We start from the raw sequence: 14,771 nt of genomic DNA on the forward strand, positions 1-14,771 counted from the left end.
TATGTCGCTCCTCTCTTCCCTTTCTTCGCTGTTCGGCGCCGCCACGGACGCCGTGACGGGCAATTCCACCTCGAACGCCGTGTCGAACACGGCAGCGAACTCCGTTAGCCAGGCCGATGCCGCCAGCCAGGGTTTCGCGCAGACGCTGCAGCAGCAGATGAACGCGCAAAGCGCGCAGGCGAACCAGAACGCCCAGGCGGCGCAAAGCGCGCAGTCGAATGCGTCGGCGCAGTCCAATTCGAACACGTCGAGCAGCAGCGCCTCGCAAAGCAGCACCAACAGCAACAGCGGTGCATCGCAGACGTCCAGCTCGAACTCGAGCCAGGCCTCGCAGGGCACCTCGAGCGCCGATCGCCGCGCCGCCGCCGCGCGCGCCCAGCAAAAGCAGGCCACTGACGCAGGCGCGCAGGCCGCCGCGGCTCAAGCCCAGCAGGCGCAGCAAACGCAGCAAGCGCAGCAGGGCCAGCAGACCCAGGACAGCACGAGCACCGACGCGAACGCCGACGGCAGCCAGGCGAGCAGCGACAGCACGCTCGCCGGCGTCGCCTCCGCGGCGGCAGCAGCGGCCGCCACGGCAGCCACAGCAGTTGCCGGCGCGGCAGGCGACGGCACGGCCACGGGCAGCGCCGCGAGCAGCGCCTCGACGTCGGTGCACGACGCCCTGCAAGCCGCGCTCGCGCAACTGCGCGGCGGCGCGGCTACGCTCGCCACGCATGCGGTGAGCACGGCCGGGTCGGCTGCGAATGGCGCAACCACGGCCAGCACGGGCTCGGGTTCGAACATCGTCAGCAGCTTCGCCTCGCATTTGAGCGCGACCGCCCAGAGCAAGGCGTTCAGCACGGCCGCAAGCAGCGGCGCGAGCGCCGACGCGGCCAAGGGCGCCACGACGGCCGCGACCGACGCCGCGAAGGCCGCCACCGACGCGCTCACGGCAGCGGCACAGCAGCAGGCAGGCGCCGCCACGCAGACCGACGCCACGGCGAGCACCGCGACGACCGACGCGCTCGCCGCGACCCAGGCCGCGGCGGTCGCCGCCGCGACGGCCGCGCAGGCCCAGGCCGCCCAGGCGGCCAGCGCAAGCGCGAATCCGGCGGCGGCGGCCGCCTCCGCGTCGATCGCGCCGCAGGTCGGCACGAACGACTGGGAAGACGCGCTCAGCCAGAAGGTCGTGTTCCTCTCGAACGCACACCAGCAGTCGGCGGAACTCACGCTCAATCCGAAGGATCTCGGACCGCTCCAGGTCGTGCTGCAGGTCTCGGACACCCACGCGCACGCCCTCTTCGTCTCCCAGCACCAGCAGGTGCGCGAAGCTGTCGAGGCGGCCCTGCCGAAGCTGCGCGAGGCGATGGAGCAAAACGGCATCGGCCTTGGCAGCGCGAGCGTGAGCGACGGGTTCTCGCGCCAGATGAACCAGCAGGCGCAGCAGGACGGCAGCGGTTCGGGCCGCTCCGGCCGTTCCGGTTCGGGCTCGGGCAGCACGCTCGCCGCAACGGATGCCGTGGACGATACGAGCAGCGCCGCGAGCGTCACGCAGCGCTCCGTCGGCCTGATCGACACCTTCGCCTGACACCTTTCTGACACCCTGCCTTACGCAGCCGCGCCCAGCGGCTGCGCGCCCTGACCTCTCGTCCTTGCGCGCCCGGCTTGCCGCGGCGCGCAACAAAACCACGAGATAGCCGGAATTCCCCCGTCTATTCCTCCCATCGCTGAAAGGCAAAAGCCGGAACAATGCAGCATGCCCGGACTGACCACCAGGTCGGTGCCCCGGACCCTTGCAAGCATCCAGGCTGACTTTCGACATGGCGACCACCACCGCATCCCAGCAAGCCGCGCCCCAGGGCGCGAAACCCGGACCGATGAAGCGCATTATCGTCATCGCGCTCATTGCGATCCTCGCCGCCGCCGCGGCGGGCGGCGCGACGTGGTTCTTCATGTCGCGCCACACGGCGAGCGCACCGGTCACGCCGACCGCCGCGCCGCCGGCAATGCCCGTGTACTACGCGCTCGAGCCGATGACCGTCAATCTGCAGGCCGACGACGGCGAGTCGCACTACCTGCGCATCGGCCTCACGCTCAAGCTCGACAACCAGGCCACCCAGGACGCGCTCGTCGCGCGCATGCCCGAGATCCGCAGCCGCTTGTTGCTCGCGCTCTCGAACAAGCATCCGTCCGACCTCGCACCGCTCGACGGCAAGCGTGCGCTCGCCACGGAACTCGCCGTGCTGATCTCGCAGCCTGCCGGCGCGAACGAGAAGCCGATGCACGTCGACGACGTGCTGTTCACCGAATTCGTCGTCCAGTGAGCGTGACTGACATGATTCCCGCGATGGAGGGCCAGTCATCATGACGATGGGTCACGACGAGTTCATGTCCCAGGAGGAGGTCGATGCCCTCCTCAAAGGCGTCACCGGCGAAGTCGATTCCGATTCGAGCGGCTCGGAGAAGCAGGGCGTACGGCCCTACAACATCGCGACGCAGGAACGTATCGTTCGCGGCCGGATGCCAGGCCTCGAAATCATCAACGAGCGCTTTGCGCGCCTGTTGCGCGTCGGCATCTTCAATTTCATGCGCCGCACCGCCGAAATCTCGGTCGGTCCGGTGCGCGTGCAGAAGTACAGCGAGTTCACCCGCAACCTGCCGATCCCGACGAACCTGAACCTCGTGCACGTGAAGCCGCTGCGCGGCACGTCGCTGTTCGTGTTCGACCCGAACCTCGTGTTCTTCGTCGTGGACAACCTGTTCGGCGGCGACGGCCGTTTTCACACGCGAGTGGAAGGCCGCGACTTCACGCAGACCGAACAGCGCATCATCGGCAAGCTGCTCAATCTCGTGTTCGACCACTACACGACCGCGTGGAAAAGCGTGCGGCCGCTTCAGTTCGAATACGTGCGTTCTGAAATGCATACGCAGTTCGCAAACGTTGCCACGCCCAACGAGATCGTGATCGTCACGCAGTTCTCGATCGAATTCGGGCCGACGGGCGGCACGCTGCACATCTGCATGCCCTACTCGATGATCGAGCCGATCCGCGACGTGCTCGCCTCGCCGCTGCAAGGCGAAGTGCTCGACGTGGATCGCCGCTGGGTGCGCGTGCTCTCGAAGCAGGTGCAGGCCGCCGAAGTCGAGCTCACGGCCGACCTCGCGCAGGTGCCCGTGACGTTCGAGCAGATCCTGAACATGAAGAAGGGCGACGTGCTGCCCATGAACATCGCAGAGCACATCACCGCCAAGGTGGACGGCGTGCCCGTGATGGAGTGCGGCTACGGAATTTTCAATGGTCAATACGCGTTGCGGGTCCAGAAGATGATCAGCGCAGCCGACACGATGAAGGAAGGTGGATATGAGTGACATCAACGGCACGAGCGCAGACGAGCCGGTGCTCGACCCGGGTTTCGAGGCTGCGGCGCCGGAAGCGGGCAGCGACTCGATGGACGACTGGGCGAGCGCGCTTGCCGAGCAGAACAGCAACGAAGCGCCCGCCGCGCAACCGGCGGCCGTGTTCCAGCCGCTTTCGAAGGTCGATTCGACCAGAACGGCCAACGACATCGACATGATTCTGGACATTCCCGTCCAGATGACCGTGGAGCTGGGCCGCACCAAGATCGCCATCCGCAACCTGCTACAACTCGCGCAGGGCTCGGTCGTGGAACTCGACGGCATGGCCGGCGAGCCGATGGACGTGCTCGTGAACGGCTGCCTCATCGCCCAGGGCGAAGTGGTGGTCGTGAACGACAAGTTCGGCATTCGTCTCACCGACATCATCACGCCGTCCGAGCGGATCCGGAAGCTGAACCGATGAAACCCCAGGCTGTTCCCGGCGCCAACGCGCGACGCACGCAGAAGTCCCGCGGCGCGCGCGTGCTGCGATTCTCGTGGCGCCTCGCTGTACACCTTTCGCTCGCCGGCGCCGCCGTCTTCGCGGTCATGAGCGCGCGAGCCGCCGACCTTCAGGCGCTCAACGAAGCCACGCGCGCGGCATCGGCTGCTTCGGGCGCCTCCGCCGTGATCGCCGGCAGCGCGGTCCCCGCGCTCGGGTTCGGCGCGGTGGTGCAGACGGTGCTGGGTCTGGCGCTCGTGATTGCCGTGGTATTCGGCTGCGCCTGGCTCGCGCGGCGTCTCGGCCTCCAGGGCGGCCCGAAGAACGCGCTCGTGAAGACCGTGGGCGGCGCATCGCTCGGCGGCAAGGAGCGCGTGGCCGTCGTCGAGATCGGCGATACCTGGCTCGTGCTGGGCGCCGCGCCCGGCAACGTGCGCCTGCTCCACACGCTGCCCGCGGGCGAGGTTCCCGCAGGCGTCGCCGCGGCTGCCCCCAACGCCCCCGCCCTCTCGGGCACCTTCGCACAGCGCTTTCGTGACGCGCTGAAAAGCGAGGCGAACAAACGCATCAACGCGCGTTTCATGCGTCACGACGGCGGAGCGCAGTAAATGCACGGCAGTTCCCTTCATGCGCCGGGCGCAGGCGGCGATGTCCGCGCGCGCGCGGCTACCCTCGCGAAGATCGCCAGAACGGCGCTTCCGTTCGCGCTGATGCTCGGCGCGGGCGCCTTCGCCCTCGCGCTGCCGCACCTGGCGCACGCGCAGAGCGCGGGCGGCCCGCAAGGCCTCCCCGCCTTCAACACGAGCCCCGGCCCCAACGGCGGAACGACGTACTCGCTGAGCGTGCAGACGATGCTGCTGCTCACGATGCTGTCGTTCCTGCCGGCGATGGTGCTGATGATGACGAGCTTCACGCGCATCATCATCGTGCTCTCGCTGCTGCGCCAGGCGCTCGGCACGACGACCACGCCGCCCAACCAGGTGCTCGTGGGCCTGGCGCTCTTTCTCACGCTGTTCGTGATGTCGCCGGTGCTCGACAAGGCCTACAACGACGGCTACAAGCCGTTCTCGGCCGGCACGATTTCGATGGACGACGCCGTGGCGCGGGGTGTCGCGCCCTTCAAGACCTTCATGCTGCGCCAGACCCGCGAGTCCGACCTCGCGCTCTTCGCGCGCATCTCGCACGCGGCGCCCATGCAGGGACCCGAGGACGTGCCGCTCACGCTGCTCGTGCCCTCGTTCGTCACGAGCGAGCTGAAGACGGGCTTCCAGATCGGCTTCACGATCTTCATCCCGTTTCTCATCATCGACCTGGTGGTGGCGAGCGTGCTGATGTCGATGGGTATGATGATGGTGTCGCCCGCGACGATTTCGCTGCCGTTCAAACTGATGCTGTTCGTGCTGGTGGACGGCTGGCAACTGCTGATCGGCTCGCTCGCGCAGAGCTTTACCTGAGGACACAGACATGACGCCCGAAATGGTCATGACGCTCTCTCACGAGGCGATGTATGTGGCGCTCCTGCTTGCTGCGCCGCTCCTGCTCGTCGCGCTCGTGGTGGGCCTGGTGGTGAGCCTTTTCCAGGCGGCCACGCAGATCAACGAATCCACGCTCGCATTCATCCCGAAGCTGGTCGCCATCGCGGTCACGCTCGTGATCGCCGGCCCGTGGATGCTCACGACGATGCTCGACTACATGCACCGCATCTTCACGAGCATTCCGCAGCTCGCGGGCTAAGCGCAGCCCCGGCCGCCCCTCTGCGCTTTCGGCGCTCGTCTTCCGGCACACGATGTTTACGGTCACCTACGCGCAGCTCAACGCCTGGCTCACGGCCTTCCTCTGGCCGTTCACGCGCATTCTGGCGCTCGTGGCGGTCGCGCCGTTGGTGGGCAACCGCTCCGTGCCGACGCGCGTGAAGATCGGCCTCGCGGGCTTCATCACGCTGATCGTCGCGCCTACGCTCGGCGCGATGCCGCAAGTCACGGTGTTTTCCGCCGAGGGCGTGTGGATCCTCGTCAACCAGTTCCTGATCGGCGTGGCGCTCGGCTTCACGATGCAGCTCGTGTTCGCGGTCGTCACCGCGGCGGGCGACATGATGAGCCTCGGCATGGGTCTGGGCTTCGCGAGCTTCTTCGACCCGCAGGCCAACACCAGTTCGCCCGCGCTTTCCTCCTGGCTGAACATGATGGCGATGCTGGCCTTCCTCGTGTTCGACGGCCATCTGCAGATGATCGCGGCGCTCGTCGCCACGTTCCAGACGCTGCCCGTCACGGCGAGCGTGCTCGGCGCCTCGGGCTGGCAGCTGATCGCCAGCTATGGCGCGACGATCCTCACCTCGGGCCTGCTGCTTTCGCTGCCGGTGGTGGTCGCGCTTCTCATCACCAATCTGTCGCTCGGCATTCTGAACCGCGCGGCCCCGCAAATCGGTATCTTCCAGATCGGCTTCGCGCTCACGATGCTCGTGGGCCTGCTGCTCATTCAGCTGATGATGCCGAACCTGATTCCCTACTTCGCGCGCCTGTTCGACAGCGGTATCGACCAGATGGGCCGCGTGGCCGGCGCGCTGCGGCCGCACGGTTGAAACGCGCCTCGCACGACGCGCGCGCAGCGCAATAAAAAAGCGGATCGGAATCCGCTTTTTTTTCGACCGCTCAATGCCTCACGATCAAGGATTGATGTACTGGAACAGCGAGAGATTTTGCGTTGCCGCGAAGCTCTTTTGCGAAGCCGTGAGCGCGTTCGACAGCTGCTCGAACTGGCTGATCGCGGCCACTGTGTTGGTGCTCGTGAGGTCGGTGAGGTTCGACGTGACCTGCAGCGAGTTGGTCGACGTGACCGTTTGCAGCGCCTTCACTTCCTGCTCGCGGCCGCCCACGGAAGCCTGCACCGTGATCACGTTCGACAGCGAGTTGCCGATCTGCGTGAGGCCCGTGTTCAGCGCGTTGTTGAGGTTCGCGACCGCGGCGGTGGAGCCGCTCGTGGGCGTGTTCAGCGCAGCGATGATGCTGTCGATGCTCGCGAACACGTCCGTGTTCTGCGACGCCGTGGCCGGCGTCACCGAGAACGAGTCGCCCGCACTGGGCGTACCCGACATCGTCACGCTCATGCCCGAGCCGAGCGAGATTGGATTGCCTTCGGTGTAATTGGCCGGCGTCGTGGTCGTCGCCGGGCTGACGCTGTTGTCGGTCACCGTGTAGGTGAGCGCGCCCGTGGTCGCGTCGGTGGCGAACGCGATCGAGTAGTGGTCGTTGTTGGTCGCCTGGGTCGGGTCCGTCACCGTCACGCCGCTGATCACGCCCGTGCCCTTGTTCGACGAACTGCCCGAGGCCACGTTGGCCGAACCCACGGCCTGCACGCTCTGGAACACAGTCGTGCCCGTGTCGCCGACCGCGATGTTGCGCGTGCCGGCCACCTGCATCACGCGCTGGCCCGCGTCGCCGTTGTAAGTCACGCCGCCGCCCGACTTGTTCGAGAATACCTGCGAGGTGCTCTGGAAGCCCGAGAAGATGTAGTTGCCCGCGCCGTCCGTGGTATTGGCGAGCGTGAGCAGCTGGTTGCGGTCGCCTTGCATCTGCTTGGCGATCGCCTGGCGCGCCTGGTCGGTGAGCGAGCCGTTCTGCGCTTCGATGATGAGCGAGTGGATGCTCTGCATCGTGCTCGTCACGCTCGAGAGCGTCGTGTCCTCGAGCTGCAGCGCGGTAAGCGCCGTGGTCTGGTTCGACGAATACTGAGTGAGCGTCGCGCTCGTCGCGGAAAGCGTCACGGCCTGCGCGGCGCCGAGCGGATTGTCGGCCGGGTTCGAAATCGCCACACCGGTCGAGATCTGCTGCTGGACCTGAAGGAGCTGAGACTGCTGGTTCTCCATCGTCGACAGACTGGAGGAAAAAATCTGGGAAGTCGCGATACGCATGGGTCAGCGCCTCACTGGAAAATGCCGAGCAGGGTCTGGAACAGCGATGCCGCCGTCTGGATCACCTTGCTGTTGGCCTGATAGAGCTGTTGATACTGCAGCAGGTTCGCGGCTTCCTCGTCGAGGTTCACGCCCTGCACCGACTGCTGCTGCGAGGTGAGCTGCGTCACGAGCGACTGCTGCGACGTGTTCGACGCCTTGAGCTGGCTTGCCGTGTCGCCGATCGAGTTCACGTAGTTCGCATACGCCGTGGTGAGCGTGCTCGATCCCGTGTACGCCGTGCTCGACGTGAGGTTCGCGAGCGCGAGCGCGTTGCGGCCGTCCTGCGTGCCGCTCTTGTTGCCCGCCACCGTGAACGTGTCGTTGTTCGAGGGCGTGCCCGTCATCGTGAAGCTCACGTTGGTCGCGGTGGCGTTCGCGCCGGCCGAATCCGTGAGGTTCGTGATGGTGAAGGTCGCGCCCGTGGTCGGGTTGTAGGGCACGCCGGTCACCGGCGGCGTCGCGGCGCTGTTGATCGTCACGGTACTGGTGGTCGTCGACCCCGGCGTCGTGATGGTGACCGTCGTGCCGTTGGGCAGACCGGTCAGCGTGCCGGACGTCGAGTTGTACGTCAGCGTGACCGGCAGGTTCGTCGTCGAATAGCCCGTACCCACCGCGCCTTGCGTCACGGTAGCCGTGCCTGCGTTCGTCGTGGACGCCGACACGACGACCGGCGTGGCCGCCGCGATCGCCGCGGGGTCGCTGGTCGCGACCGAGAAGCTCGCGAGTGCGCCGGCCGTCGGCTGGATCATGAACGAGTCGCCCGCGCTCACCGTGCCCGAAGGCGTAATCGAAAAGCCGCCGATCTTGATCGGCGCAGTGCCGTTCGGCTGGGTCGCGACCAGCGAGTTCGTCGTCGTATCGGTGAGGTTCCAGTTCGTGCCGTCGTAGCTCAGCTTGTAGTTGTCGGTGAGCGGCTGCGTGCTGTTCGTCAGCGTCGCGCTGACCGTGGTCTGCGTGTCGGGATTCGTCGAGCTGGCCGTGACGAGCGGGTTGCCCACCGTGAACAGATTGCCGCCCGCACCGCCCGAGAGCGTGAGGCCGAGTGCGTTCTGCGAGTTCACCTGCGCGGCGAAACTCGTCACGATCGCGCCCAGTTGCGACTCCGCCGGATCGAGCGTGGACGAGACGAACGAAACGAGGCCGCCCACGGTGCCGCCTTGCAGCGCGGCCGACGACAGCACCTGCGGCGCGCCTTGCGATGCGGCGCTCGCGCCGTTCAGGCCCTGCCAGGTCACGGCCAGTTCCTGCGGGTTGGTGCTCGAAGGCTGCGTGCCGAGGTTGTAGCTCTGGCTGCTGACCACGAGCGGCTGGCCGTTGCCGAGGAACACGCTGTAGCCGGTGCTGCCCTGCACGACCTGTACGCCCACGAGCTGCGAGAGGTTCGCGACCGCTTGATCGCGTTGATCGAGCAGCTGGTTCGGCTGTTGGCCGCTCGAGCTCGCGGACGTGATCTGCGCGTTGAGGTTCGCGATCTGCTGCGTGTAGGTGTTGATTTGCGAGACAGCGCTCGTGAGCTGCGTGTTCACGCTCTGGCGCATCGCGTCGTACTGCTGGCTCGCGGCGTTGATCTGGGTGGCGAGCGTCTGCGCGTCGGAGAGCACGGTTTGCCGCGCTGCGGTATCCGAAGGCGAATTCGAGACGTTCTGCAGGCCCGTGAAGAAGTTCGTGATCGCGGTGGCGATGCCCGAGGTCGGGCTGCCCACGAGATTCGAGAGTTGCGTGGCGAGGTTGTACGAAGCCGTGTACGAGCTGCTGGCCGTCTGCGCATTGTTGACGGCCGTCGTGAGGTACTGGCTGTACGCGCGCTGCACGGTGGCGGTGGTGACGCCGCTGCCGAGATAGCCGTTCGACGTGTACTGGCCTGCCGATTCCTGGTACACCGGCTTCTCGACGGTGTAGCCCGCGGTCGTCGAGTTGCTGATGTTCTCGCCGGTGGTCGAGATACCAATCTGCGCCGCCTGCAGGCCGCTCAGACCGATCGAGAAAATGTTGGACATGCGTAATCCTCGAAAGCGGCCTGCCCCCTGGCAAACCGCGTGGTGTACTCACGGTATAACGGCAACGCACTGCAAAAATTGAGCGCCCGATGGGGACGAAAACGTTAGCGAGTGGGCGCGTGCGCGGCTGCCGCGCGGCGGGCGCGCCGGCGCAGCATGCGCTGCGCCGTCCGGGGTGTGGCGGATCGTGCGGGCGAGGCGCGTGCCGCTCAGGCACGCGCGAGCGCGCGGCGCTTCATCTCGAGCTGCGTGATATAGCGCTGCAGCGTGTTCTCGGAGGCGCCGGGCAGCGCGTCGAAGCGAAAGCCCATGTGATAGCGGCGGTCGCCGTTGGGCAGATCGATGAAGCGCAGCACGACGAGCGCGAGATCCACGCGCAGCTTGCCGTGCGCGCGCAGGTCGAGTTCGACGTCGGGCAGCACGAGCCCCATGGCGAGGTCCGCGACGCGCTCCTCGGTCGTACGCAGTCCGAGGCCGCCGAGCGAGAGGTCATGCACCTCGTACGCAAAGCGCGGGCCGCCGCTCGGCAGCTCGCCGCGGCAGATGCACGGCTCGAGCACGGGCGTGTCGACGCGGAAGTACTCGCGCCGCTGCACGTAGAACAGCACTTCGGGGAAATCGGCTTCGAACGCGGGGTGCCCTTCGAACTCGGTGCGCCGCGGCGTAGCCGTCTTGAACTCCACGCGTACGCCGTCGGGCGAGGCGTGGAACAGGCACTCGGGCGCCGCGAGCACGCCCGTGTTCTGCTCGGGCATCGCGCCCCAGTCGAACACGAAAGTGCGCTCGCGTCCGTTGACGGCCAGAATGCGCGTGACGAGCTGTCCGCCGCGATACTGGAGGGTCAGGAAGTCGCCGCGATTGACGAGATTGCGTAGCTGGACGCCGATCTCGAGCGGATTGCGGCGCCCAAAATCGTGGGAGCCGTCGGCACCCTCGGCGCCCTCGCCTGCTTCCTGTGGATTCGACTGAACGGTATTCATCGGCCTGCCGGAAATTCGTGAACGTGCCGGCGCGAGAGCGGACCCTTTCCGCACGCGCCGTTCGGGCGGTCCGACCGCCCGGATTGCTTTTCCATCTCGCCTGCATTAGCGGCAGACATGACGAAAAATTTAGGGATTGGGCGTAAAAAAAATGTGCCTTTTCCCTGCATGAAACACGCGTGCGCAGCTTCTTCCGGCAACTGCGCCGAGCCAACGTTTGCGGTTGCCTAATTGACGTCAACCGTGGCGCCGGGCGTCGAATCGATCGTCAGGCCATCCGCTGCATGATGGTCAGCAGCTTTTTCGCATAGTGCGGGTCGGTCGCGTAGCCCGCGCGCTGCATGCCGTGCGCGAAGCCTTCGGCGCTCTTCGAGCCGTTGATCACCGACGCGTAGCGCGGATTGTTCTTGAGCAGCGTGGCGTAGTCGGTCATCGCGTCTTCGTACGAGTCGTAGGCGCGGAACTTCTCCACCACACGATGCGGCTGGCCGTTCACGTACTCGGTCGTGACCGTCGAGACGGTCTTGCCGGTCCAGTCCTTGCTCGCCTTGATGCCGAACACGTTGTGGCTCGCCGAGCCGTCGGCGTTCTTGATCTCGCGCTTGCCCCAGCCCGATTCGAGCGCAGCCTGGCCGAGAATGAAGCGCGCCGGGATGCCCGTGGTCGAGCTGGCCTGCTGCGCGGCGTTGGCGAGCTTGTCGACGAAGGCGTCCACCGAAGCGTCGCCGTTGCCCTTGACCGGCGGCGTGAGCGCGCTGTTGCCGCTGTAGCCCGAGCCGTTGGCGAGCGCGCCATTGGCGGCAGTGTTGCCGTAGGCGCGGCCGAGCGCATTGAGCATGGCGAGGTTGCCCTCGCTCGCGTCCTTGCCCGAAAGCCCCGAGATCGCGCCCGCCACGCCGCCCGCACCACCGGCACCACCCGCGCCATCGGCACCGGCAGCGCCCCCCATGCTGCGCATGAGTTGCTTGAGCATCGCGTTCGCCACGCCGATGCCCTTGTTCGACATCTGCTGGGCGAGCTGCTGATCCATCATCGAGGTGAACTGCGCGCCGTCGTGCGAGTCGAGCGGGCCGTCGTCGGGCGTCGCGTCGCGCATGCTCTTGAGCATCATCTGCGTGAAGACCGCGTCGAACTGCTTCGCGGCCATCTTCACGCCCTGCTGGGGCGAGGCGTTCGCCGCGGCGCGCATCGAGTCGAAGCCCTGCACGTCGAGCGCGAAGCGGTTGGTGAGGTCGAGGCTGCCGCCGCCGATGTTCTTCGTATTATCCAAGTTGCACCCCTTAGATGATCTCGAGGTCGGCGCGCAGTGCGCCCGCCGCCTTCATCGCCTGCAGGATCGACATCAGATCCGCCGGCGTGGCGCCCAGCGCGTTGAGCGCTTTCACGACCTCGGCGAGATTGGCACCCGCCGTTACGAGCTTGAGCGACCCGTTGTCCTGCTTCAGCTGGATCTGCGACTGCCGCGTCGCCACCGTCTGGCCGTTGGAAAACGCGCCGGGCTGGCTCACCGCCGTCTGCGTGTTCACGACGACCGAGAGATTGCCGTGCGCGACCGCGCAGCTCTCCAGCGTCACCATCTGGTTCATGACGATCGAGCCGGTGCGCGCGTTCAGGATCACCTTCGCGGCCGGCGTGGCCGGATTCACGTTGAGGTCCTGGATCTGCGCGATGAAGCCCACCTGCGACCCCGGATCGGCCGGCCCGTGCACCTGGATCGTGCGGCCGTCGAGCGGCGAGGCCGTGCCCGGGCCGAACATGTTGTTGACGGCCGAGACGATGCGCTGCGTCGTGTCGTAGTCCATGTCGTTGACGGTCAGCGTGAGCAGACCGCCTTGCTGCGAAACCGGCGAGATCACCGCGCGCTCGACGATCGCACCGCCGGCAATGCGCCCCGCGGCGAGCTGGTTCACCTGCACCTTGCTGCCGTTGGCCGAGGCGCCCGCGCCGCCCACGGCCACGTTGCCCTGCGCGAGCGCGTAGACCTGGCCGTCGGCGCCCTTGAGCGGCGTGAGCAGCAGCGTACCGCCGCGAATGCTCTTCGCGTTGGCGAGCGACGACACCGTGATGTCGATCTGCTCGCCCGGCCGCGCGAACGGCGGCAGCACGGCCGTCACCATCACGGCGGCGACGTTCTTCAGCTGCATGTTGTTGAGCGTCGACGAGGAACCCGACGAGCTCGACGTGTTGTTGATCGAGATGCCGAGGTTCGCGAGCATGTTCGCGAGCGTCTGCGTCGTGAACGGCGCCTGGGTCGTCTGGTCGCCGGTGCCGTCGAGACCCACCACGAGGCCGTAGCCGATGAGCGGGTTGTCACGCACGCCCTGGAACGTCGCGAGGTCTTTCACTCGCTCGGCGCGCGCCGGCGTCGCGTAGGCGACGAGCGCACCGCAGGCCACCACGAAGCCGAATGCCACGCCGAGCGCGGCGAGCACGTCCTTCATGCGCGAGCGGCGCGAACGATGGAAGCGGATCTTCACCATGGCGCGATGTTCAGGAAAAAGCGTTGCAGCCAGCCCATCGTCTCGGCCTCGTCGATCACGCCTTTCGCGGAGTATTCGATCTTCGCGTCGGCGACGTCGGTCGATAGCACAGAGTTGTCTCCGGCAACGGTGTTCGGATTGACGACGCCGGAAAAGCGCACGTATTCATTGCCCTGGTTGATGAGCATCTGCTTCTCGCCGGACACGACGAGATTGCCGTTGGGCAGCACGTTCGTCACGGTCACGGTAATGACGCCCGTGAACGTGTTCGAAGCGTTCGCGCCGCCCGTGGCGTCGAACTGGTTCGCGCCCGTCGTATTCAGGTTCGCGCGGTTGAAGAAGCCCGGCAGGAAGTTCGCGGTGCCCGAGAAGCTGGCGCTGGTGCCGCGCTTGGTGGCCGCGCCCGACGACTTGGTCGCATTGATGTTTTCGGAGATGACGATCGTGAGGATGTCGCCGGTATTGCGCGGACGCTGGTCCTCGAAGAGCGGCCGTCCCGCGTAGCCGGGGTTGTAGATCGCGCCCGGCGAGGTGTTCGCGGGCGGCGGGGGCGGCACGGCCGTCATGGGCTGCTGCGTGATCGGCTGCCGGTTGGGTAGGTAGGCGCAGCCCGCCAGCATCGCGAGCGCCACAGCCGCCACGAGCGCCCGGGGGGTGCCCGGATGCCGCGCGCGGATGCGAGGATGGTTTCGAACGGACTGCGACATATTCTTCACCGACTTGATTAACCAGGGAGACCTCAGACCTGCATCTGGCTGAGGGTTTGCAGCATCTGGTCAGAAGTGGTGACCGCCTTGCTGTTGATTTCGTAGGCGCGCTGCGTCTCGATCATGTTCACGAGTTCCTGCACGACGTTCACGTTCGACGATTCCACGTAGCCCTGATTGAGCGTGCCCGAACCGTTCTGGCCCGGCGTGGAAACCGTGGGCGCGCCCGACGATGCCGTTTCCGACAACAGGTTTTGCCCGTTCGACTGCAGCCCGGCCGGGTTGATGAACATGGCGAGCTGCAGCGTGCCGATGGTCGTGTTATTGCTCGAGCCCGGCGTCGTGACCGTGACCACGCCGTCGCTGCCGATGGTGAGCGAGGTGGCGTTGGCGGGCACCGTGATCGCCGGCATCACCTGGTAGCCGCTCGCCGTCACGAGCTGGCCTTGCGCGTTGGTCTGGAACGAGCCGTCGCGCGTGTAGGCCGTCGTGCCGTCGGGCATCTGCACCTGGAGGAAGCCGGCGCCGTTGATCGCCACGTCCTTCGAGTTGCCGGTCTGCTGCAGGTTGCCCTGCGTATAGAGACGCTCGGTCGCCACCTGCTGCACGCCCGTGCCCACCTGGCTGCCCGAAGGCAGTTCGGTTTGCTGGGTCGAGTTCGCACCCGGCTGGCGCAGCGTCTGGTACATCAGGTCCTCGAACACCGCGCGCGAGCCCTTGAAGCCATTGGTGCTCACGTTCGCGAGGTTGTTCGAGATCACGTCCATCTGCGCCTGCTGGGCGTTCATGCCGGTGGCGGCGATGTAGAGCGATCGGTTCACGGTGTCTTTCTCCCGGTCCG

General features: G+C 66.6%; 15 protein-coding genes. 8 read left to right on the forward strand and 7 right to left on the reverse strand.

Annotation, left to right across the window (positions count from 1 at the left end):
* Position 1 precedes the first annotated feature (1 nt).
* The 8 genes from BFD71_RS13035 to fliR all read left to right on the forward strand — a co-directional run bounded on the left by BFD71_RS13035 (position 2) and on the right by fliR (position 6,395).
* Positions 2-1,567, forward strand: coding sequence for a flagellar hook-length control protein FliK (locus BFD71_RS13035; RefSeq protein WP_069264325.1), 1,566 nt, complete (start codon positions 2-4; stop codon positions 1,565-1,567).
* A gap of 232 nt (positions 1,568-1,799) precedes the next feature.
* Positions 1,800-2,303, forward strand: coding sequence for a flagellar basal body-associated protein FliL (fliL, locus tag BFD71_RS13040; RefSeq protein ID WP_069264327.1), 504 nt, complete (start codon positions 1,800-1,802; stop codon positions 2,301-2,303).
* 46 nt (positions 2,304-2,349) lie between these two features.
* Positions 2,350-3,348, forward strand: coding sequence for a flagellar motor switch protein FliM (gene fliM, locus BFD71_RS13045; protein ID WP_069264713.1), 999 nt, complete (start codon positions 2,350-2,352; stop codon positions 3,346-3,348).
* Entirely contained in the window at positions 3,341-3,799 is a 459-nt protein-coding gene (fliN, locus tag BFD71_RS13050) for a flagellar motor switch protein FliN (protein WP_069264329.1), read from the forward strand. The genes fliM and fliN overlap by 8 nt, the downstream gene beginning before the upstream one ends.
* Positions 3,796-4,425: a flagellar biosynthetic protein FliO gene (gene fliO / locus BFD71_RS13055; protein ID WP_176732876.1), complete on the forward strand. Its 630-nt coding sequence runs from the start codon at positions 3,796-3,798 to the stop codon at positions 4,423-4,425. The genes fliN and fliO overlap by 4 nt, the downstream gene beginning before the upstream one ends.
* 102 nt (positions 4,426-4,527) lie before the next feature.
* Positions 4,528-5,271 (forward strand): flagellar type III secretion system pore protein FliP, encoded by a 744-nt coding sequence (fliP, locus tag BFD71_RS13060; RefSeq protein WP_246089067.1) that lies wholly within the window; start codon positions 4,528-4,530, stop codon positions 5,269-5,271.
* A gap of 10 nt (positions 5,272-5,281) precedes the next feature.
* Positions 5,282-5,551 carry a flagellar biosynthesis protein FliQ gene (fliQ, locus tag BFD71_RS13065; RefSeq protein WP_069264333.1) on the forward strand — a complete coding sequence of 90 codons (270 nt, stop codon included), beginning with the start codon at positions 5,282-5,284 and terminating at the stop codon, positions 5,549-5,551.
* 52 nt (positions 5,552-5,603) lie between these two features.
* The gene (gene fliR, locus BFD71_RS13070; RefSeq protein ID WP_069264337.1) at positions 5,604-6,395 is read left to right on the forward strand and encodes a flagellar biosynthetic protein FliR; all 792 of its coding nucleotides are present in this window, start codon (positions 5,604-5,606) and stop codon (positions 6,393-6,395) included.
* 84 nt (positions 6,396-6,479) lie between these two features.
* Here fliR and flgL read toward each other — a convergent pair whose 3' ends face one another.
* The 7 genes from flgL to flgG form a co-directional block, all read right to left on the reverse strand.
* A complete protein-coding gene (gene flgL, locus BFD71_RS13075) occupies positions 6,480-7,724 on the reverse strand; it encodes a flagellar hook-associated protein FlgL (protein ID WP_069264338.1) in 1,245 nt (414 codons plus the stop codon).
* Between the two features lie 11 nt (positions 7,725-7,735).
* Positions 7,736-9,763 (reverse strand): flagellar hook-associated protein FlgK, encoded by a 2,028-nt coding sequence (gene flgK / locus BFD71_RS13080; protein ID WP_069264340.1) that lies wholly within the window; start codon positions 9,761-9,763, stop codon positions 7,736-7,738.
* A gap of 209 nt (positions 9,764-9,972) precedes the next feature.
* Positions 9,973-10,743 carry a flagellar brake protein gene (locus tag BFD71_RS13085; protein WP_028203371.1) on the reverse strand — a complete coding sequence of 257 codons (771 nt, stop codon included), beginning with the start codon at positions 10,741-10,743 and terminating at the stop codon, positions 9,973-9,975.
* Between the two features lie 268 nt (positions 10,744-11,011).
* On the reverse strand, positions 11,012-12,013 hold the full coding sequence (flgJ, locus tag BFD71_RS13090) for a flagellar assembly peptidoglycan hydrolase FlgJ (RefSeq protein WP_069264342.1): 1,002 nt from the start codon (positions 12,011-12,013) through the stop codon (positions 11,012-11,014).
* Between the two features lie 10 nt (positions 12,014-12,023).
* Positions 12,024-13,184: a flagellar basal body P-ring protein FlgI gene (locus tag BFD71_RS13095; protein WP_069264718.1), complete on the reverse strand. Its 1,161-nt coding sequence runs from the start codon at positions 13,182-13,184 to the stop codon at positions 12,024-12,026.
* Positions 13,185-13,216: 32 nt separating this feature from the next.
* Positions 13,217-13,948: a flagellar basal body L-ring protein FlgH gene (locus BFD71_RS13100; protein ID WP_370684274.1), complete on the reverse strand. Its 732-nt coding sequence runs from the start codon at positions 13,946-13,948 to the stop codon at positions 13,217-13,219.
* 14 nt (positions 13,949-13,962) lie between these two features.
* A complete protein-coding gene (flgG, locus tag BFD71_RS13105) occupies positions 13,963-14,751 on the reverse strand; it encodes a flagellar basal-body rod protein FlgG (protein ID WP_069264346.1) in 789 nt (262 codons plus the stop codon).
* Between the last annotated feature and the right edge of the window lie 20 nt (positions 14,752-14,771).

It is taken from the genome of Paraburkholderia nodosa (assembly GCF_001718195.1).
Classification (GTDB): domain Bacteria; phylum Pseudomonadota; class Gammaproteobacteria; order Burkholderiales; family Burkholderiaceae; genus Paraburkholderia; species Paraburkholderia nodosa_A.

What these genes read in the sequence shown, in the direction of transcription:
- BFD71_RS13035 (WP_069264325.1), top strand. Translation starts at nt 2, where the DNA reads ATGTCGCTCCTCTCTTCCCTTTCTTCGCTGTTCGGCGCCGCCACGGAC.
- fliL (WP_069264327.1), top strand. Translation starts at nt 1,800, where the DNA reads ATGGCGACCACCACCGCATCCCAGCAAGCCGCGCCCCAGGGCGCGAAA.
- fliM (WP_069264713.1), top strand. Translation starts at nt 2,350, where the DNA reads ATGGGTCACGACGAGTTCATGTCCCAGGAGGAGGTCGATGCCCTCCTC.
- fliN (WP_069264329.1), top strand. Translation starts at nt 3,341, where the DNA reads ATGAGTGACATCAACGGCACGAGCGCAGACGAGCCGGTGCTCGACCCG.
- fliO (WP_176732876.1), top strand. Translation starts at nt 3,796, where the DNA reads ATGAAACCCCAGGCTGTTCCCGGCGCCAACGCGCGACGCACGCAGAAG.
- fliP (WP_246089067.1), top strand. Translation starts at nt 4,528, where the DNA reads ATGCTCGGCGCGGGCGCCTTCGCCCTCGCGCTGCCGCACCTGGCGCAC.
- fliQ (WP_069264333.1), top strand. Translation starts at nt 5,282, where the DNA reads ATGACGCCCGAAATGGTCATGACGCTCTCTCACGAGGCGATGTATGTG.
- fliR (WP_069264337.1), top strand. Translation starts at nt 5,604, where the DNA reads ATGTTTACGGTCACCTACGCGCAGCTCAACGCCTGGCTCACGGCCTTC.
- flgL (WP_069264338.1), bottom strand. Translation starts at nt 7,724, where the DNA reads ATGCGTATCGCGACTTCCCAGATTTTTTCCTCCAGTCTGTCGACGATG.
- flgK (WP_069264340.1), bottom strand. Translation starts at nt 9,763, where the DNA reads ATGTCCAACATTTTCTCGATCGGTCTGAGCGGCCTGCAGGCGGCGCAG.
- BFD71_RS13085 (WP_028203371.1), bottom strand. Translation starts at nt 10,743, where the DNA reads ATGAATACCGTTCAGTCGAATCCACAGGAAGCAGGCGAGGGCGCCGAG.
- BFD71_RS13095 (WP_069264718.1), bottom strand. Translation starts at nt 13,184, where the DNA reads ATGAAGGACGTGCTCGCCGCGCTCGGCGTGGCATTCGGCTTCGTGGTG.